Consider the following 18,819-nt stretch of genomic DNA (forward strand, 5'->3'; position numbering starts at 1 on the left):
ACCTTACGCCTCACGCAGCAGGTCTGAACGCGCGCGTGTTGCGCGATCGGTCGACGTCACACACCAAGGAGACATGATGGTAAAAGCAATCCGATTCGATAAAGCCGGCGGCCCGGAGGTGATGAAATGGGTCGACGTGGAAGTAGGCGAGCCAGGCGCGGGCGAGCTTCGCATCAAGCAGAACGCGGTCGGGCTGAACTATATCGACGTGTATTTCCGCACCGGCCTGTATCCGCTGCCGCTGCCCGGCGGTCTCGGCATGGAGGCGGCGGGTGAAGTCACTGCGGTCGGCTCGGGCGTGAGCGGTTTCAAGGCGGGCGATCGCGTGGCATACGTGGCGCGTCCGCCCGGCGCCTACGCCCAGGAGCGGGTGCTGTCGGCGGCGCAAGTCGTCAAGGTGCCGGACGCGTTGAGCGACGAACAGGCCGCTTCTGTCATGCTGCAAGGGCTGACGGCGCAATATCTGCTGCGCCGCACGTATCCGGTGAAGGCCGGCGACACGATCCTGATCCAGGCCGCGGCCGGCGGTGTCGGTCTGCTGGTGTGCCAATGGGCGAAGGCGTTGGGGGCGACAGTGATCGGCACGGTCGGCTCCGACGAGAAAGCCGAGATTGCCAAAGCGCACGGCTGTGATCACGCGATCGTTTATACGCGCGAGAACTTCACCAAGCGCGTGCGCGAGATCACCAACGGCGCGGGTGTGCCGGTGGTATACGACTCGATCGGCAAGGACACGTTTACGGGCTCGCTCGATTGCCTCGCGCCGCTCGGCCTGTTCGTGAGCTTCGGCAATGCATCGGGACCGTTGCCGCCGATCGATTCGTCGGAATTCGCCGGACGCGGTTCACTATTCTTCACGCGCCCCACGCTCTTCACCTATATCGCCAAACGCAGCGCCTACGAGGCAATGTCCTCCGAGTTGTTCGACGTACTGGTGTCGGGCAAGGTGAAGACGAGCATCAACCAGCGTTATGCGCTGGCGGATGTCGGCCGCGCCCACGCGGATCTCGAAGGCCGCCGCACCACGGGCTCGACGGTTCTGCTGCCGTAACCGTTCATGCCATGAACCCAGGGCGCGGCATCGCACGGGTGTAAAAACCACCGCGCCATGACGCTCGCCGTGGGTCACATCCGGGTTGGCGCGAAATGCCGCAAACCTATCCCGCGTCGCCATAAGGCCGTTCCGTCCCCGATGGAACGGCCTTTTCCGTTTACGCGATTTTTACACTCCATCTCAAATCTTTGTCCAGCCCTTTACGCGCTTAGGCATAACGTTGCACCCATCCAAAGTCCGTGAGTGGAGAACAAGATGGATGTGCTGTATGTCGGGGGGCTGGTGCTGTTTTCCGCGCTGACCTTTGCATTGATTGCCGGCTGCGAGAAGTTGATGCAGTTCCGGCGCGGTCAGGGAGCGCGGTCATGAACTGGATTCTCTGGTTGTCGGGCGCGGCTACCGCGCTGTTGTTTGTGTACCTGGTCTATGCGCTGTTGCGCGCGGAGGACATTGAATGAACTCGAACAATGTCCTGCAAGCGGGCCTCTTCATCGTCGTGCTGCTGCTGGCCGCGGTGCCGATGTCCCGCTATCTGAGCAATGTGATGGACGGCACGTCGCGCGTGGTCCGCTTTGGCGGCCCGCTCGAACGCTTGCTGTATCGCATTGCGGGCGTCGATCCGTCGACGGAAATGAGCTGGAAGCACTACGCGATCGCCACGATCGCGTTCAACGTGCTCGGCGTGCTGTTCCTTTACGTGCTGTTGCGCGTGCAAGGCTGGCTGCCCGGCAACCCGCAGCAGTTCGGCCCGATGACGGTGGACGGCGCGTTCAATACCGCGGTCAGCTTCGTGACCAACACGAACTGGCAGGATTACACGCCTGAACAAACCGTTGGCTATCTGACGCAGATGCTCGGCCTGACCGTGCAGAACTTCTTGTCCGCGGCCACCGGCATTGTGGTGGTGATTGCGCTGATTCGCGGCTTCGCACGTCATACCGCGCAAACCATCGGCAACTTCTGGGTCGACCTTACGCGGGTGACGCTTTACGTGTTGCTGCCGCTGTCGGTGATCGTCGCCGCGATTCTGATGAGCCAGGGCGTGATCCAGAACTTCAAGGCATATGAAGACGTGCCGACGCTGCAAACGACTACGTACGCCGCACCGAAGCTCGATGCACAAGGCAATCCCGTGAAGGATGCCAAGGGCAATGCAGTGACGGTCGACACGCCCGTAAAGACGCAGACCCTCGCGATGGGCCCGGTTGCGTCGCAGGAAGCGATCAAGATGCTCGGCACCAACGGTGGCGGTTTCTTTAACGGCAACTCGGCGCATCCGTACGAAAACCCGACGCCGTTCTCGAACTTCCTGCAGATCTTCTCGATGCTGCTCATCCCCGCGTCGCTCGCGCTGGTGTTCGGCCGGATGATCACGGATCGCAAGCAAGGCGTGGCCGTGCTAGCGGCGATGGCGATCGCCTTCGGCGTGTGCGTGTTCGGCGAGATCAGCGCCGAGCAATCGGGTAATCCGGCGTTGACGGCGTTGCATGTCGATCAATCGGCGAATGCGTTGCAGTCGGGCGGTAATGCGGAAGGCAAGGAAACGCGCTTCGGTATCGCGCAGTCGGGCATCTTCACGGTGGCGACCACGGCGGCTTCGTGCGGCGCGGTGGCGAACACGCACGACTCGCTGACGCCGATCGGCGGCCTCTATCCGATGCTGTTGATACAACTCGGCGAAGTGATCTTCGGCGGCGTGGGTTCCGGTATGTACGGGATGCTCGTGTTCGCGATGCTGGCCGTGTTCGTGGCGGGCCTGATGATTGGCCGCACACCGGAATACGTCGGCAAGAAGATCGAAGCGTACGAGATGAAGATGGTGTCGATCGTGGTGCTGCTCACGCCGCTGCTGGTGCTGGTGGGTACGTCGATCGCGGTGCTGACCGACGCGGGCAAGGCGGGTATCGCCAACCCCGGCGCGCATGGTTTCTCCGAAATCCTCTACGCGTTCAGCTCGGCCGCCAATAACAACGGCAGCGCGTTTGCCGGCCTGACGGTGAGCACGCCGTTCTACAACTGGCTGACAGCGATCGCGATGTGGTTCGGCCGCTTCGGCACGGTCATCCCGGTGCTGGCGATTGCGGGCTCGCTCGCCGCCAAGAAGCGCATCGGTGTGACCGGCGGCACGCTGCCGACTCATGGCCCGCTGTTCGTCGTGCTGCTGCTCGGCACGGTGCTGCTGGTCGGTGCGCTGACTTATGTGCCCGCGCTCGCGCTCGGTCCTGGTGTCGAACATCTGATCATGATGGGCGCCCATTGAGGCGGCCCGTCGATACGACACAGCGATCAGCGAGTGACAAGGCGCAAACGGGAAATTCGAGGATTCAATGACTGAACATAATGCAACCAGGTCCATGTTCGACCCGGCGCTGCTGCGCCCGGCGATCGTGGACTCCTTCAAAAAGCTCACGCCGCGCACGCAGTTCCGCAATCCGGTGATGTTCTGCGTGTACGTCGGCAGCATTCTGACGACCATTCTGTGGATCGCCGCGCTGGGCGGCCAGGCCGAGGCGCCCGCGGGTTTCATTCTCGCGGTCACCTTGTGGCTGTGGTTCACGGTGCTGTTCGCGAACTTCGCGGAGGCGCTCGCCGAAGGCCGTTCCAAGGCCCAGGCCGCGTCGCTGCGCAGCGCGAAGAAAGACGTGATGGCCAAGAAGCTCAACGAGCCGCATCCGAAGTCGCCGATCCGTATTCTGACGGCGTCGGATCTGCGTAAAGGCGACGTCGTGCTGGTCGAAACGGGCGACGTGATTCCGGCCGACGGTGAAGTGATCGACGGTGTCGCGTCGGTCGACGAATCGGCAATCACGGGTGAATCCGCACCCGTGATCCGCGAGTCGGGCGGCGACTTTTCGTCGGTGACGGGCGGCACGCGGGTGCTGTCGGACTGGATCGTCGTGCGGGTGACGGCCAATCCGGGCGAAGCCTTCCTCGACCGCATGATCGCGATGGTTGAAGGCGCGAAGCGTCAGAAGACGCCGAACGAAATCGCGCTGACGATTCTGCTGGTCGCGCTGACCATCGTGATGCTGCTTGCCACGGCCACGCTGCTGCCGTTCTCGATGTTCTCCGTCGAAGCTGCAAAAGCCGGCCACGTGGTGACGATTACCGCGCTGGTCGCGCTGCTGGTGTGTCTGATTCCGACCACCATCGGCGGCTTGCTGTCGGCGATCGGTGTGGCCGGTATGAGCCGCATGATGCAGGCGAACGTGATCGCCACCTCGGGCCGCGCTGTTGAAGCCGCAGGTGACGTCGACGTGCTGTTGCTCGACAAGACCGGCACGATCACGCTCGGCAATCGCCAGGCATCGCAGTTCGTGCCGGCGCCGGGCTTGACCGAAGAAGCGCTGGCGGACGCCGCCCAGCTTTCGTCGCTGGCCGACGAAACGCCGGAAGGCCGCAGCATCGTCGTGCTGGCCAAGCAGCGTTTCAACATCCGTCAACGCGATATGGCTTCGCTGCACGCCCAGTTCCTGGCGTTCACGGCGCAAACGCGGATGAGCGGTGTCGATCTGCCGGGCCGTGAAATCCGCAAGGGCGCGGCTGACGCAGTGAAGAACTACGTCGAAGCGAACGGCGGCCGTTTCCCGAACGAAGTCAGCACGGCAGTGGCCGAAGTCGCGCGTCGCGGCAGCACGCCGCTGGTGGTCGCCGAGAAAGGCGAGCAGGGCGCGCGCGTGCTCGGCGTGATCGAACTGAAGGACGTGGTGAAGGGCGGCATCAAGGAGCGTTTTGCCGAACTGCGCAAGATGGGTATCAAGACCATCATGGTGACCGGCGACAACCGGCTGACCGCAGCAGCGATCGCGGCGGAAGCCGGGGTCGACGATTTCCTCGCCGAAGCCACGCCGGAAGCGAAGCTCGCGACGATTCGCGCGCACCAGGCCGAAGGCCGTCTGGTCGCGATGACCGGCGACGGCACCAACGACGCCCCGGCGCTCGCCCAGGCCGACGTCGCGGTGGCGATGAATACCGGCACGCAGGCCGCGAAAGAAGCGGGCAACATGGTCGACCTCGATTCGAATCCGACCAAGCTGATCGAGATCGTCGAGATCGGCAAGCAGATGCTGATGACGCGCGGCTCGCTGACCACGTTCTCGATTGCCAACGACGTGGCCAAGTACTTCGCGATCATCCCGGCGGCTTTTGCCACGACTTATCCGGCACTGAACGCGCTGAACGTGATGCATCTGGCCACGCCGGCCTCCGCGATCATGTCGGCGGTGATTTTCAATGCGCTGATCATCGTGCTGCTGATTCCGCTGGCACTCAAAGGCGTGCGTTATCGGGCGCTGGGTGCGGCCATTCTGCTGCGTCGCAATCTGCTGATCTACGGTTTGGGCGGGATCATCGTGCCGTTCATCGGCATCAAGCTGATCGATATGGTGCTGGCCGCGTTCGGCTGGGTTTGAGAAGCGGCTGTTTAAGAGGAATTACTCATCATGAAAAATCTGTTCCGTCCGTTGATCGTGATTTTCGCGGTGCTGACCGCGGTCACCGGCCTCGCTTATCCCGCCGTGATGACCGCGGTCGGTCAGGCGGCCTTCCATGATCAGGCCAACGGCAGCCTGCTCGAGCAGAACGGCAAGGTGGTCGGCTCGAAGCTGATCGGCCAGCAGTTCGATGCGCCGCAGTACTTCTGGGGCCGTCTGTCGGCGACCAGCCCCATGCCGTACAACCCGCAGGGCTCCGCCGGTTCGAACCTCGGCCCGACCAACCCGGCGCTGCTCGACGAAGTCAAAGGCCGTATCGACGCGTTGAAGGCTGCCGGCACGGATATGTCGAATCCGGTGCCGGTCGATCTGGTGACGTCCTCGGGCAGCGGTCTCGATCCCGAGATCAGCCCGGCGGCGGCCGCTTATCAGATCGAACGCGTGGCTAAAGCGCGCAAGCTCGCCACCAACGACGTGCAGGCATTGGTCGATCGTTATACGACCGGCCGCCAGTTCGGGATTCTGGGTGAGGCGCGCGTGAACGTGCTGCAACTGAATCTGGCGCTGGATGAAATGAAACACGGTTGAACACCATCGGGCGTCGCCGGGCGACGCTTAACGGCGCTCGACGTCGACAGGCACCGTGGATGACTGTGGTTCGAGGAGGCGGCGTCCATCGGGTGCCGCCTTCGCATTTGTTCGCGGCCGTTGTTGCAACGGGCGACCCCAGCACACGCTCATGCAGCGCTGCGCGCTCGACGTGGCTGCCATGGTCATTTGCGGGCCGGCCCCCGCCGTGCCACCATGCAGGCACTATCGCTCGCCTTACTATGAAAAACATTGAGCATGAACCGCCCCGATCCTGACGAACTGCTCGACAAGCTGCAACGTGACGAAGAAAAACGTCAGCGCGGCCGGCTGAAGATTTTCTTCGGCGCGTCGGCCGGCGTCGGCAAGACCTACGCGATGTTGCAGGCCGCGCGCCGCCGTGCCGATGAAGGCGCGGACGTGGTGGTCGGCATCGCCGAAACCCATGGCCGCAGCGAAACCGCCGCGCTGCTCGAAGGCCTCGACGTGCTGCCGCTCGCGCATATCGAGTATCGCGGCCGCAAGCTCGGCGAGTTCGATCTCGACGCCGCGCTCGCGCGCAAACCGCAACTGATCCTGGTCGACGAACTCGCGCATTCGAACGTGCAGGGTGCGCGGCATCTGAAACGCTGGCAGGACGTCTACGAACTGCTCGATGCGGGGATCGACGTCTACACCACGGTCAACGTCCAGCACCTCGAAAGCCTGAACGACGTGGTCGGCCAGATCACCGGCATTCGCGTCTGGGAGACGGTGCCCGACCGTGTGTTCGACCGCGCAGACGAAGTCACGCTGGTCGACCTGCCCGCCGAGGAACTGCTCGACCGGATGCGCGACGGCAAGGTGTATTTGCCGCAGCAGGCCGAGCGCGCGGTGCGCAACTTCTTTCGCAAGGGCAATCTGATCGCGCTGCGCGAGCTGGCGTTGCGCCGCACCGCGGACCGGGTCGATGCGCAGATGCGTGAATATCGCGCCGATCGTTCGATCCAGCGGATCTGGCAGGCGCGTGAGCGCTTGCTGGTGTGCGTGGGCCCGGGTCCGGAAGCGCCGATGCTGGTGCGCGCCGCGGCGCGCCTCGCCGCCAGCCTGAAGGCCGACTGGATCGCCGTCTACGTGGAAACACCCGCGCTGCAGCGCTTGCCCGATGCCCGCCGCGAACGCACGCTGAACGCCTTGAAGCTTGCCGCCGAACTCGGCGCCGAAACCGCGACGCTCGCGGCCACCGATGCCGCCGCCGCACTGATCGGTTACGCGCAGGCCCGCAACGTGTCGAAGCTGGTAGCCGGTGCTTCGGCGCGCACCGGTTTCATGCGCTGGCTGCGCCGGCCGCTCGGCGAGCGCATCGCCGAACGCGCCGGCGATCTCGATCTCACGCTGATTCGCGCGTCGGCCGAACGTGACGGCGGCGAGCATCGGCGCTTACTGAACACCACCGCCAACGCATGGCGCGAGGTCTTGAGCACGGCGCGCGAACGCCGCTCGCCGCCGCGTGCCTACGGTTTCGCGCTGGCGATTTGCGCGGCCATTACGCTGCTGTCGAGCCAGCTGACCGATCATATCGATCTGACCAACCTCGTCATGCTGTACCTGCTCGGCGTGATCTTTACCGCCGTGAAGCTGGGCCGCGGACCGGGCGTCGTCCTGTCGTTCATGAGCGTGGCCGCGTTCGATTTCTTCTTCGTGCCGCCGCGCATGTCGCTGTCGGTGTCCGATACGCAGTATCTGCTGACCTTCATCGGCATGCTGCTGACTTCGCTCGTCATCAGCCATCTCACCTCGAGCTTGCGCCGTGAGGCGAGTGTCGCGCGGCGTCGCGAGCAACGCACCGGCGCGATGTACGCGATGGCGCGTGAACTCGCGGCGGCGCTCACCACCGAGCAGATCGTCGGCATCGGCAGCCGGCATGTGAGCGAAGTGTTCGGCGCGCGCGTGGCGGTCCTGTTGCCGGACAGCGCCGATCAGGTGAAGCAGAAGATCGAAGACCCCGACGCGGCCATCACGCTCGACGGCGAGCTGCTCGATAGCGACGTGGGTCAATGGGTCTACGATCAGCAGAAACCTGCCGGGCAAGGCACCGATACGCTGCCGGCCGCCGCCGCGCTGTACTTGCCGCTGAAGGCGCCGATGCGCACGCGCGGCGTGCTCGCGGTCGTGATGCGCGACGAACGCGAACTGGACGTGCCCGAGCAGCAACGCATGCTCGACGCGTTCGCCGCGCAAATCGCGCTGGCTCTCGAGCGTGTGCACTACGTCGACATCGCGCGCGATGCGCTCGTCAATATGGAATCGGAGCGCTTGCGCAATTCGCTGCTGTCGGCCATCTCGCACGACTTGCGCACACCGTTGACGACGATCGTCGGCTTCTCGTCGATGCTGGCGCAATCGCGCGAGGCGCATCCCGAGGCGCAACCCGGCGACGATCTCGTCGAAGCGATTCACGAAGAAGCGCTGCGCATGACCGGCATCGTCACCAATCTGCTCGACATGGCGCGCCTGCAGGCAGGCAGCCTGCAACTGAACCGGCAATGGACGTTGCTCGAAGAAACGGTGGGCGCCGCACTGCGGGCATGCAAACGCGTGCTGGCGAAACATCCGGTGCGGGTGAAGCTGCCCGCGGACTTGCCGCTGTTGCATCTGGACGCCGTGCTGATGGAACGGCTGTTCTCGAACCTGTTCGAGAATGCCGCCAAATACACCGCGCCGGACACGCCTTTGACGATCAGCGCGCAACGCCTGGACGCGGATGGTAAGTCGTTCGTGCGCGTCGCGGTCGACGATAACGGGCCGGGTCTGCCGGCCGGCATGGAAGCGCGTGTGTTCGAGAAATTCACGCGCGGCGAGAAGGAGTCGGCCAAGCCGGGCATCGGTCTCGGCCTCGCGATCTGCCGCGCGATCGTCGAAGCGCACGGCGGTACAATCGGCGCGCTCAATCGCTTGTCCGCGGACGGCCGCGTCGAAGGCGCGCGCTTCTGGTTCACGCTGCCGGTGGAAACGCCGCCCGAAGCACCGGATGCGCTGGAAGACGAAGGCGCCGACGCGTTGCCTGACCTTGATTCAACTCTTAACCCGGTTTCCAGGCCTAGCCATGAGTGACCCGAGCATCACTGTCGTTCTGATTGAAGACGAAAAACAGATTCGCCGCTTCGTGCGGACCGCGCTGGAAGGCGAGGGCATCGTCGTGCACGACGCCGAGACCGGCAAGCAGGGTCTTGTCGAAGCCGCGACGCGCAAACCCGATCTCATCATTGTCGATCTCGGGTTGCCCGACACCGACGGTCTCGATGTGATTCGTGAGTTGCGTGGCTGGAGCGAGCTGCCGGTGATCGTGCTGTCGGCGCGCACCCAGGAAACCGAGAAAGTCGCGGCGCTCGACGCCGGCGCGGACGATTACCTCACCAAGCCATTCGGTGTGTCCGAACTGCTGGCGCGCATCCGCGCGCATATGCGGCGGCGCAATCAGGGCGGCGTGAATGAATCGCCGGTGGTGCGCTTCGGCGCGGTGACGGTCGATCTGGCCTTGCGTCAGGTGAGCCGCGACAGCGTGGCCGTCCATCTGACGCCGATCGAATACCGCCTGCTCGCGACGCTGGTGCGCCACGCCGGCCGTGTGCTGACACACCGGCAATTGCTGCGCGAGGTGTGGGGGCCGTCGCATGTCGAGAGCCATCACTATCTGCGTATCTACATGGCGCATCTGCGCGGGAAACTGGAGCGCGATCCGGCGCAGCCGGAGCATATCGTGACCGAAACCGGCGTGGGCTACCGGCTGGTGGGAGCGGTTTAACTTTGCCCGAGGCGCAGGCCGGTTTTGCCGGCGTCTCGTGCACGTTCGGTTGCGAAATGCGCACTCACCTGGCGAGATGCCCGCCGAGCCTTGCGCTGCTTGCCGGCGCGAAGCAGAGCGCTATTTTGATATAATTACGATCCGTAAGGACGACCTTACGCATCCGCTACGAACGGGGACGGCCCCATCTGACCATGGAGCTGTCCGATGTCCTGGGTTCTTCTGCTGATTGCCGGTTTGCTCGAAGTCGCATGGGCGGCCGGTCTCAAAACCTCCGAAGGTTTCACCCGGCTCTGGCCCTCCGTCTTCACGGTGGTGACCGCGCTCGGGAGCTTTATCCTGCTCGCCATGGCGATGCGCCAGTTGCCGCTCGGTACGGCCTATGCCGTATGGACCGGGATCGGCGCGGTCGGTGCGTTCATCTTCGGCATCGTCATGATGGGCGAGGCCCTGACGGCCGCGCGGGTGGCGAGCGCGGCGTTGATCGTCATCGGATTGATCGGGTTGAAGCTGTCGTCTGGGCATTGAACCCTTGATATTCAGCCGGAGACGCGCGGTGCGGATCGGCTCGCGCCGCGCGCCGACGGCCGCCAATCGAACGCCAATCGAACGCCAATCGAACGCTAATGGAACGCAAATCGGCCGCCAACCGGCCGCCAACAAAGCGCCCACTGGACACCCACCGGACGCCACCAGAGCCTCAGCCAGACGCCATTCGAGCCCGCCATTTGTTCGCCGCTCTGCGTTCTGCGAATTAACGTGGCTATAATGAGATCGAATCCAACCTGAAATTGCCCGCGGCCCATTTGGCGCGGCCGGCTTGGCGCGGGTCTGACGACTTCGGTGCGGCGGTTCCCTTTCCCTTGCCCGTCGAAGCGCCCGGCACGCACAGCGCGCCTGGAGGCGGCCATGCTTGAATCACTTTCGCTTGCGGCGGGCCTCTCATGGGGCAGCGGCCTGCGCCTCTATCTGACAGTCCTGCTGGCCGGCGTGTTTGCGCGTCTGGGCCTCGTCCATCTGCCCGATACGCTGTCCGCCCTGTCCTCACCGTGGGTCATCGGTGTGGCCGGCGTGCTGACGGTCACGGAATTTCTCGCCGACAAAATCCCCGCGTTCGATTCGTTATGGGACGCGATCCATACCTTCATTCGCATTCCGGCCGGCGCCATGCTGGCGGCCGGCGCGCTCGGCCATGCCGATCCTGCGCTGCTGACGGTCGCGGCGCTCGCCGGCGGCACGCTGGCAGGCACCGCGCATCTGGCGAAAGCGGGCACGCGCGCGTTGATCAATCTGTCGCCGGAACCGGTCTCGAATGTCGTGACCTCGACCGCCGAAGACGGTCTCGTATTTGGCGGCATGCTGCTCGCGCTGTTCGTGCCGCTCCTGTTTCTGGTGTTGATGGTGGGCTTCCTGATGCTGGCGAGCTGGGCGTTGCCGCGGCTGTGGCGTGGGGTACAGGGCGGTTTTCGCGGAATGGCGACACACATGGTGTCGCGCTTTGCCAGGAGCAGGCACGATTGAGCAATACGGTAAGAGATTTGACGGCGCGCGCTGATTCAAAGCCGGCGCGCCGGCTGGGCGGCATGGACGTGCTGCGCCAGGCCATTCGCATGACGGCGCGCGACTGGCGCGCCGGCGAACTGACAATGCTGCTGTTGGCGCTGGTGCTGGCCGTCGCGGCTTTGTCGAGTGTCGGCTTTCTGGCCGACCGTTTGCACCAGGGGCTCGAGCGCGATGCGCGGCGCATGATCGCCGCCGATTTCATTGTCCGCGCCGATCACCCCGTCGATCCGCAGTTCGCGCAGCAAGCGAAAGCGCTCGGTCTGAACACCGCCAGTACGGCGATCTTCCCCAGCATGATCAACTCGACCGGCGCGCAGCCGGTGTCGCGACTCGCCGCCATCAAGGCGGTGTCGCCGGGTTATCCGTTGCGCGGCGCGTTGCGGATTGCCAGGGCGCCGGGCGCGGCGGACCACGAAGCCCAATCGATTCCCGCGCCGGGTACGGTATGGGTCGATCAGGCACTGCTCGACGCCTTGAAGCTGCATGTCGGCGATGCGGTGAAGGTCGGTACCCGGAGCTTCTCGATTGGCGCGATCATCACCCGCGAACTCGACCGCGGCTTCTCGTTCGTCAATTTTTCACCGCGTTTGATGTTGCGTGCCGACGAGGTCCAGTCGACCGGCCTCCTCGCCTTCGGCAGCCGCGTGACGTACCGGTTGCTGGTGGCGGGCTCGGATGCCTCCGTGGCGCGTTTCGCGCAATTCGCGCATGACAAGGTGGACGGCGGCAAGATGCGCGGCGTCGCGCTCGAATCGTTGCAGGACGGTCAGCCGCAAGTGCGTCAGACGCTTGACCGGGCGAGCCACTTCCTCACACTGGTCTCGTTGCTCACCGCGTTGCTCGCGGCAGTCGCGATCGCGATGGCCGCGCACCGGTATATGCGCCGGCATCTGGATGGCTGCGCGGCAATGCGGTGCCTCGGTGTCAGTCAGAGGACGCTGCGCACGCTGTTCACGCTGGAATTCGTCGCGCTGGGCTTGATCGGCGGCGCGCTCGGCGTGGCGCTCGGTTACCTGGGACACATGGCGTTGCTGATGTGGCTCGGCAGTCTGATCGACGTCGCGTTGCCGTACCCAACCGTGTGGCCGGCGCTCGAAGGGATCGCGGCCGGCCTCGTCCTGTTGCTCGGCTTCGCGTTGCCGCCGCTGTTGCCGCTGACGCGCGTACCGCCGGTGCGTGTGCTGCGTCGCGAATGGGGCGAAGCGGGGCGCACCGCCTGGGCCGCCTATGCGCTCGGCATCGCGCTGTTTGCCGCGTTGCTGATCGTCGCGGCGGGCGAGCTGAAGCTCGGCGGCATTGTCGCGGGCGGTTTCGCCGGCGGACTGCTGGTGTTCGCATGTATCGCGCGGGTCGCGCTGTGGGGCGCGTCGCGGCTCGTGCGCAGCGAGCGCGTGAATGCGGGCATCGGCTGGCGCTATGCGTTGGCGTCGCTGGAGCGGCGCAGCGGCGCGAGCGCGTTGCAGATCACCGCGCTCGGCATCGGCCTGATGTGCCTGTTGCTGATCGCGATGACGCGTAACGACCTCGTGGCGGGCTGGCGCAAATCGACGCCGCCCGATGCACCGAACGAATTCATCATCGACATTCAGCCCGACCAGCGCGACGCCGTCACGCAGTATCTGGGCACGCATGGCGTGCCCGGCACGGTGCTCTCGCCGATGGTGCGCGGCCGCCTGATCGCCATCAACGGCAAGCCGGTCAATCCGGATTCGTTCAAGGGCGAAGATGCGAGGCGCCTCGTCGACCGCGAATTCAATCTTTCGTATACGACCGAGCTGCCCGACGACAACCGTCTGTCTGCCGGCACGTGGTACGGCGACACGAAGACGCCGCAGATTTCGATCGAGCAGGGGCTCGCGAAGCTGATCAATGTGAAACCGGGCGACACGCTGCGCTTCGACGTGACGGGTTTGCAGATCGATGCGCCGGTGACCAGTGTGCGCAAGCTCGACTGGGGTTCGTTCAAGGTCAACTTTTTCGTGCTGATGCCGCCGGTCGCGTTGCAGGATTTCCCGGCCACGTTTATCACCAGCTTCCATTTGCCGCCCGAAAAACAATCGACCATCGACGGGCTGATTGCTGCCTATCCGAACCTCACGGCGATCGACACCGCGCCGATTCTCGCGCAGGTGCAGCGCGTGTTGCAGCAGGTGATCGGCGCGGTGCAGTTCCTGTTCGCGTTCACGCTGGCGGCTGGCGTGCTGGTGCTCTACGCCGCGCTTGCCGGCACGCGTGATGAGCGCATGCGAGAATCCGCGCTGCTGCGCGCGCTGGGGGCCTCGCATCGCCAGGTGCGCGCGGTGCAGGTCGCCGAGTTCGTGTCGGTGGGTGCGCTGGCGGGTTTGATGGCGGCGCTCGGCGCGCAGGTGATCGGCTCGTTGCTGGCGACGCGCGTGTTCGAGTTTTATCTGACGTTCGATCCGTGGTTGCTGCCTGCGGGGATCGCGGCCGGCATCGCCTGCGCGGGCGTGGGCGGTTGGCTCAGCTTGCGGCATGTGCTGGCGCGGCCCGCGTTGCAATCGCTGCGGGACGCGTGAGTTTTCTTTTCTGTTTTTGTGATTGGGTATGAGCGATCTTAACGACGAAGTGTCCGCGGCACAGCCGACGGCCTTCGAACTGGTGGGCGGCGAAACGCGGGTACGCGAGCTGATCGACCGGTTTTATGACCTGATGGATCTCGAGCCGGAATTCGCCGGGATTCGGGCCTTGCATCCGGAGTCGCTCGACGGCTCGCGCGATAAGTTTTTCTGGTTTCTGTGCGGTTGGATGGGCGGGCCCGATCACTACATCAGCCGCTTCGGCCATCCGAGATTGAGGGCACGGCATATGCCGTTTCCGATTGCTTCCAGCGAGCGCGATCAGTGGCTGCGCTGTATGGCGTGGGCGATGGAAGATGTCGGGCTTTCCGAGCCGTTGAGGGAACGCTTGCTGGCGTCGTTCTTCGAGACCGCGGACTGGATGCGCAACCGCAATGGTTGAGGGGGGAACGGGGCTGCACGCAGAGGCGCGCGAAGTACTCGACTGCTGGTTCGGCGCGCCGGATTCGCCTACCTTCGGGCAGGAACGGAAGTGCTGGTTCGCCCGCAACAAAGCCTTCGATGCGATGCTGCGGGAACGCTTTGGCGCACTCATCGACGCGGCCCGCGAAGGCGCTCTCGACAATTGGACGGAAACGCCGCTCGGCGCGTTGGCGCTGGTCATCGTGCTGGATCAGTTTTCCCGCAATTGCCACCGCGGTACGGCGCTCGCTTTCGCTGCCGATCATCGAGCGCTGCGCGTCGCCCAGCAGATGATCGCAAGCGGCGCCGATCTTTTGTTGCCGGGCGCGCATCATCGCGCGTTCGCGTATTTGCCGTTCGAACATGATGAAACCCTCGCGAGTCAGCACGAATCGTTGCGGCTGTTCAAACAGCTGAAGGCGGAGCCGGGTGGTGCGCCTTACTACTCGTCCGCGGTTAGGCACGCAAGAATCATCGAGCGGTTCGGACGCTTTCCGCATCGCAATGCAATGCTCGGGCGTCAGTCGACGGCTGAGGAAACGGCGTTTTTGAAAGAACGTGGCTCGTCGTTCTAGGCGCGAGGTCAATGCGCAAGGCAAACGCGCAAGACAAACGCGCAAGACAAACGCCTAAGGCAGACGCGCAAGGCAAACGCGCAAGGCAAACGCGCGAGGCAAATGCGTAACGCAAAACGCGCAAGCATCGACCACGCGCTATCTAGCGTGCCGTACTACTCGCCGCGCGTGGGCGTCGCCGGTGTCCGCACGAACACGCGCAACAGTTCGTCGGTGTCACCGGGCCGCGCGCCCGACCAGAACAGCTGCCAATCGCCCGCCGGCGTGCGTGCCGAGTCGCGGCGGCTCTCTTCAATCAGCCACGTGCACGCGGTCGCCGCGGTGTTAGCGGCCGGTTGATGCTCGATGCCGGTGTAGTAGTACAGCATCGGCGCCTCGGATTCGCCGAGTCCGGCGCTCGCCATGCAGTCGCCGTCATTCCATTCGATATTCATCCGCGCATCGAGACTCTCGAACACGGAGCGGTAGCTCTTCGCATAGTCGAGCCACGGCAGCAGCAGCGTGCTCACCAGTCCCCATGCGAGGATCGCGCCCGCGCACCAGCTCAGCGCGCCGCGCCATTTGCCCGCGTATTTGAAGAGGGGTAACAGCCACAACCAGCCGAGCGTCATCAGCAGCGCGGCCGCAATCAGGCCGGGTCTGACCGGCAGCACCCAGTCGAGCGGCAACCAGCGGCCGAGCCGGTGCAGCGACGCGTGCGTATTGGCCGGATCGCTCATGATCGACCAGATGATCCATGCGAGCGCGGCCGTGCTGCCGAACAGCACGCGGCTCGCCATGTCCCAGCTCGCGTGCAGACGCCGCGGCAGCTTTTCGATACCTTGCATTGCCAGCAACGCGAGCGGCGCGATGAACGGCAGAATGTACAGTTCGCGCACGGTTGCAGAGCTTTGCAGTACCGCGAAACCCGTGCCGGCGAAGATCGCCGGCAGCGCCACGCGCGGCTCGCGCCAGCGGCGCCAGCCGCCGCCGGCGAACGCGGCCAGCGCCAGCGGTACAACCGGAAAGCCGACGCTCAGCACAGTGCGCAGCACGAACAGACGGCTCTCGTTTTCAGAGCCGAGCTCCGCGACCGAAAAACCGAAGAAACGGCCAACATTGTTGTCCCACAGCCAGACCTTGAAGAGCGCTTCGGAGCGCAGATAAAAGCAGATCGGCCAGATCAGCGCAAAGGGCGAAGCAAACAGCGCGGCAATGCCGAGCGCGCCTGCAAACCTGCGTGTGCGGCAGGCGGGATACAGTACCAGCACGGCGACGGTGGTCGCGCCGAACACAAGCGGCACGAACAGGCCCTTCGCCAGCAGCGACACCCCTACGCCCGCGCCGAACATCGCCGCGCCGCTCAGAATCGCCTGGCGGCGACGGCGTGCGTCGAGCGGCAGCAGAGGTGCCTCGTCGCGCAGATAGACACCCACCAGTTCGAATAAACCGCAGAAGCCGAGCGCGGCGCCGGCCATCAGCGCGACGTCGGTCATCATGTCGTGCACGTGCTTGATGACCACGAGCGTGCTGGCGAACAAGGCAAGCGTGCCGATCACGCGAACATCCAGCCAGCTCGACGCTGACACCGCGCGGCGGGCGACGCGTGCCGTGTAGTAGACGGTCAACCCGGCGAACAGCGCGCTCGCGAGGCGTGCGGCGTCATGTAAAGGCAGGTAGCGGCCGAACATCCACGCGAGGCCGGTTGCGACCCAGTCGTAGATCGGTGGCTTTTCGACGAACGGCTGGCCGGCGTTGGTCGGCACAACCAGATCACCCGTTTCGAGCATGTGCTGGATGATGCCGAACGTGTAGGTCTCGTCCTGCTTCCACGGCTCGTGGCCCAAGGTGCCCGGCAGGAGCCACGCGGACAGGATCGCCAGGGCGGCCAGCCACATCAATGGACGGATGGCCGCGAGCGCGCGCAAACGCTGGGCGCCACGCGAGGCAGGAGCAGGAGCGGTGGGACCCTTGGAACCGGCTGGGGTAGCCGGCTTGGTGGACGCCACCGCGTTGACGGCGTGAGCGGCTGGCAACGCGGCACCTGATCCGGTGGCGTGTGGCAACGCCGGGCGCGTGTGCGGCGCGCCGTCGGCGGGACCCGCCGGCGTTGACGTCGCAACGGCGACGTTCCCCCTATGCCAGGGCGCGGATGGGTTTTCGTCCATGAGGTTCTCTGGTCGCCGTGCGCGGCGACATGGGCCGCAGGCTTATGTAATGGTTGTGTGCCGCATGCGGGGTGCATGCGAATGCTGCGATTGTAGTCTCAGTTTATTACAGGAGATTACGGAAAAAGCCGGGAGTATTGCGCTCAGCGGGACAGATTGAGCCGATTCCTCGTCAGTTCGAAGGAAATCGGGAATTGGGAGTGGGAGTCGAGAAGGAGGGGCGGCCGGTGGAAACCTGCTGACAGCGCAAATAGCAGAGGAGCCGGGAAGCCGCAGTAGGGTCCATTGGCAGGAGAACGGCCGGTTAGCAGCTGAGACGCTTAATCGCAGAGACGCTCTTTGCCGAAGATATCGACTTAACCGCGGAGACGCACTTAACCGCGGAACGACCGCTCAGCGTCCGCCGCTGACGTCGAGCAGCGCGCCCGTCACATACGAGGCGGCGTCGCTCAGCAACCAGACGATCGACTCGGCGACTTCGTCGGCGCTGCCCGCGCGGCCCAGCGGTGTGGCCGCACCGAGTTGGGCGGCACGCTCCGGCTTGCCTCCGCTGGCGTGGATCTCGGTATCGATCAGGCCGGGACGCACCGCGTTGACGCGCACACCCTGCGGGCCGAGTTCCTTGGCGAGGCCGATCGTCATGGTGTCGATGGCGCCTTTCGAGCCGGCGTAGTCGACGTATTCGTTCGGCGAACCCAAACGCGCCGCCGCCGACGAGAGGTTCACGATCACGCCACCCGCGCCGCCGCGGCTGGTCGACATCCGGCGCGCGGCTTCGCGTGCGCATAGATACGCGCCGAGCACGTTGACGTCGAACATGCGCTTCAGACGCGCGAGGTCCATATCCGCGAGCTGGCTCGACGGCGCGACGATCCCGGCATTGTTGACGAGCGCGTCGAGGCGGCCGAACTTTTGCTGGAGCGTGTCGAACATCGCGATCACATCGGCCTCACTGGCGACGTCGCCGGCAATCGGCAACGCGTTGCCGCCGGCGCGCTCGACTTCCGCCACGGTTTCCTGCGCGGCCGCGAGATTGCGCGCGTAATTCACGCCGACCGACCAGCCGCGTGCGCCGAGCAAACGTGCGGTCGCGCGGCCAATGCCGCGGCTGCCGCCGGTAATCAGAACGGTTTTCGTCATTGCAATCTCATCATTCGGGTGGAGCCCCAGGCGCGTGCGGCTGGGCTTCGTTCAGAGGCTGGAACAAGCAATCGAACCAGCACTCAGACAAGCGCGGCGCACGACAATCAAACGGCGTCGCGCCTGATCGCCCATTTGTCGTTGGCAGGCGGCTGGTAGCGTTGCAGCTTGTCGATCAGCGCGACGGGATCGGCCTCCATCTGCAGGATGTCGAAGTAAGTCTGGCGCATGAAGCCTTCGTCTACCGTGTGCTTGAGCAACGCGATCAGCGGATCGTAAAAGCCGTCGATATTCAGCACGGCCACCGGCTTCTGGTGATAGCCGAGTTGCGCCCACGTATAGACCTCGAACAGCTCTTCGAGCGTGCCTACGCCGCCAGGCATCGCGACGAACGCGTCGGACAGGTCGGCCATCATCTTCTTGCGATGATGCATGTCGGGCACCACGTGCAGTTCGGTCAGCCCGTTATGGCCGACTTCCTTGTTGACGAGCAACTCGGGAATCACGCCGATCGCGCGGCCGCCTTCGGCCATGAC

16 protein-coding genes are annotated in these 18,819 nt (G+C 64.6%); 13 read left to right on the forward strand and 3 right to left on the reverse strand.

Translation table 11 applies throughout. From position 1 onward, the window contains the following. The first annotated feature begins 76 nt into the window (after positions 1 to 76). The 13 genes from QOC89_RS02570 to QOC89_RS02630 all read left to right on the forward strand — a co-directional run bounded on the left by QOC89_RS02570 (position 77) and on the right by QOC89_RS02630 (position 14,996). Positions 77 to 1,051 (forward strand): quinone oxidoreductase, encoded by a 975-nt coding sequence (locus tag QOC89_RS02570; protein WP_323043587.1) that lies wholly within the window; start codon positions 77 to 79, stop codon positions 1,049 to 1,051. Between the two features lie 258 nt (positions 1,052 to 1,309). After that, entirely contained in the window at positions 1,310 to 1,423 is a 114-nt protein-coding gene (locus QOC89_RS02575; RefSeq protein ID WP_120345708.1) for a potassium ABC transporter ATPase, read from the forward strand. Further along, complete coding sequence (kdpF, locus tag QOC89_RS02580) at positions 1,420 to 1,512, forward strand: K(+)-transporting ATPase subunit F (protein ID WP_011487462.1); 93 nt, start codon at positions 1,420 to 1,422, stop codon at positions 1,510 to 1,512. Before QOC89_RS02575 ends, kdpF begins: the two co-directional genes overlap by 4 nt. Beyond that, positions 1,509 to 3,314, forward strand: coding sequence for a potassium-transporting ATPase subunit KdpA (gene kdpA, locus QOC89_RS02585; RefSeq protein WP_323043588.1), 1,806 nt, complete (start codon positions 1,509 to 1,511; stop codon positions 3,312 to 3,314). The genes kdpF and kdpA overlap by 4 nt, the downstream gene beginning before the upstream one ends. Before the next feature lie 67 nt (positions 3,315 to 3,381). Further along, positions 3,382 to 5,466 carry a potassium-transporting ATPase subunit KdpB gene (gene kdpB, locus QOC89_RS02590; protein WP_323043589.1) on the forward strand — a complete coding sequence of 695 codons (2,085 nt, stop codon included), beginning with the start codon at positions 3,382 to 3,384 and terminating at the stop codon, positions 5,464 to 5,466. Positions 5,467 to 5,496: 30 nt separating this feature from the next. Then, positions 5,497 to 6,075 (forward strand): potassium-transporting ATPase subunit KdpC, encoded by a 579-nt coding sequence (gene kdpC, locus QOC89_RS02595; protein ID WP_323043590.1) that lies wholly within the window; start codon positions 5,497 to 5,499, stop codon positions 6,073 to 6,075. 258 nt (positions 6,076 to 6,333) lie between these two features. Then, positions 6,334 to 9,168: a DUF4118 domain-containing protein gene (locus QOC89_RS02600; protein ID WP_323043591.1), complete on the forward strand. Its 2,835-nt coding sequence runs from the start codon at positions 6,334 to 6,336 to the stop codon at positions 9,166 to 9,168. Beyond that, complete coding sequence (kdpE, locus tag QOC89_RS02605; protein ID WP_323043592.1) at positions 9,161 to 9,859, forward strand: two-component system response regulator KdpE; 699 nt, start codon at positions 9,161 to 9,163, stop codon at positions 9,857 to 9,859. The genes QOC89_RS02600 and kdpE overlap by 8 nt, the downstream gene beginning before the upstream one ends. A 207-nt stretch (positions 9,860 to 10,066) precedes the next feature. Continuing rightward, complete coding sequence (sugE, locus tag QOC89_RS02610) at positions 10,067 to 10,387, forward strand: quaternary ammonium compound efflux SMR transporter SugE (RefSeq protein ID WP_323043593.1); 321 nt, start codon at positions 10,067 to 10,069, stop codon at positions 10,385 to 10,387. Positions 10,388 to 10,768: 381 nt separating this feature from the next. After that, positions 10,769 to 11,380, forward strand: coding sequence for a DUF4126 domain-containing protein (locus QOC89_RS02615; RefSeq protein WP_323043594.1), 612 nt, complete (start codon positions 10,769 to 10,771; stop codon positions 11,378 to 11,380). After that, positions 11,377 to 13,959, forward strand: coding sequence for an ABC transporter permease (locus QOC89_RS02620; protein ID WP_416340334.1), 2,583 nt, complete (start codon positions 11,377 to 11,379; stop codon positions 13,957 to 13,959). The genes QOC89_RS02615 and QOC89_RS02620 overlap by 4 nt, the downstream gene beginning before the upstream one ends. Positions 13,960 to 13,987: 28 nt before the next feature. Beyond that, on the forward strand, positions 13,988 to 14,401 hold the full coding sequence (locus QOC89_RS02625) for a group II truncated hemoglobin (RefSeq protein WP_179737176.1): 414 nt from the start codon (positions 13,988 to 13,990) through the stop codon (positions 14,399 to 14,401). Further along, positions 14,394 to 14,996 (forward strand): DUF924 family protein, encoded by a 603-nt coding sequence (locus QOC89_RS02630; RefSeq protein ID WP_323043595.1) that lies wholly within the window; start codon positions 14,394 to 14,396, stop codon positions 14,994 to 14,996. The genes QOC89_RS02625 and QOC89_RS02630 overlap by 8 nt, the downstream gene beginning before the upstream one ends. Positions 14,997 to 15,151: 155 nt before the next feature. Here the strand turns inward: QOC89_RS02630 and QOC89_RS02635 are convergent, their stop codons facing one another. The 3 genes from QOC89_RS02635 to QOC89_RS02645 all read right to left on the reverse strand — a co-directional run. Then, entirely contained in the window at positions 15,152 to 17,143 is a 1,992-nt protein-coding gene (locus QOC89_RS02635; protein WP_323043596.1) for a glycosyl transferase, read from the reverse strand. A gap of 393 nt (positions 17,144 to 17,536) precedes the next feature. Further along, positions 17,537 to 18,283, reverse strand: coding sequence for an SDR family oxidoreductase (locus tag QOC89_RS02640; protein ID WP_323043597.1), 747 nt, complete (start codon positions 18,281 to 18,283; stop codon positions 17,537 to 17,539). Between the two features lie 107 nt (positions 18,284 to 18,390). Beyond that, positions 18,391 to 18,819 (reverse strand): TIGR00730 family Rossman fold protein (locus QOC89_RS02645; RefSeq protein WP_323043598.1); only part of this gene is annotated, 429 nt, incomplete at its 5' end.

Origin of the sequence: Paraburkholderia sp. (assembly GCF_034668105.1) — a bacterium.
Taxonomy (GTDB): domain Bacteria; phylum Pseudomonadota; class Gammaproteobacteria; order Burkholderiales; family Burkholderiaceae; genus Paraburkholderia.

What these genes read in the sequence shown, in the direction of transcription:
- QOC89_RS02625 (WP_179737176.1), top strand. Translation starts at nt 13,988, where the DNA reads ATGAGCGATCTTAACGACGAAGTGTCCGCGGCACAGCCGACGGCCTTC.
- QOC89_RS02640 (WP_323043597.1), bottom strand. Translation starts at nt 18,283, where the DNA reads ATGACGAAAACCGTTCTGATTACCGGCGGCAGCCGCGGCATTGGCCGC.
- kdpA (WP_323043588.1), top strand. Translation starts at nt 1,509, where the DNA reads ATGAACTCGAACAATGTCCTGCAAGCGGGCCTCTTCATCGTCGTGCTG.
- kdpE (WP_323043592.1), top strand. Translation starts at nt 9,161, where the DNA reads ATGAGTGACCCGAGCATCACTGTCGTTCTGATTGAAGACGAAAAACAG.
- QOC89_RS02630 (WP_323043595.1), top strand. Translation starts at nt 14,394, where the DNA reads ATGGTTGAGGGGGGAACGGGGCTGCACGCAGAGGCGCGCGAAGTACTC.
- QOC89_RS02600 (WP_323043591.1), top strand. Translation starts at nt 6,334, where the DNA reads ATGAACCGCCCCGATCCTGACGAACTGCTCGACAAGCTGCAACGTGAC.
- kdpF (WP_011487462.1), top strand. Translation starts at nt 1,420, where the DNA reads ATGAACTGGATTCTCTGGTTGTCGGGCGCGGCTACCGCGCTGTTGTTT.
- sugE (WP_323043593.1), top strand. Translation starts at nt 10,067, where the DNA reads ATGTCCTGGGTTCTTCTGCTGATTGCCGGTTTGCTCGAAGTCGCATGG.
- QOC89_RS02635 (WP_323043596.1), bottom strand. Translation starts at nt 17,143, where the DNA reads ATGGACGAAAACCCATCCGCGCCCTGGCATAGGGGGAACGTCGCCGTT.
- kdpB (WP_323043589.1), top strand. Translation starts at nt 3,382, where the DNA reads ATGACTGAACATAATGCAACCAGGTCCATGTTCGACCCGGCGCTGCTG.
- QOC89_RS02570 (WP_323043587.1), top strand. Translation starts at nt 77, where the DNA reads ATGGTAAAAGCAATCCGATTCGATAAAGCCGGCGGCCCGGAGGTGATG.
- QOC89_RS02615 (WP_323043594.1), top strand. Translation starts at nt 10,769, where the DNA reads ATGCTTGAATCACTTTCGCTTGCGGCGGGCCTCTCATGGGGCAGCGGC.
- kdpC (WP_323043590.1), top strand. Translation starts at nt 5,497, where the DNA reads ATGAAAAATCTGTTCCGTCCGTTGATCGTGATTTTCGCGGTGCTGACC.
- QOC89_RS02575 (WP_120345708.1), top strand. Translation starts at nt 1,310, where the DNA reads ATGGATGTGCTGTATGTCGGGGGGCTGGTGCTGTTTTCCGCGCTGACC.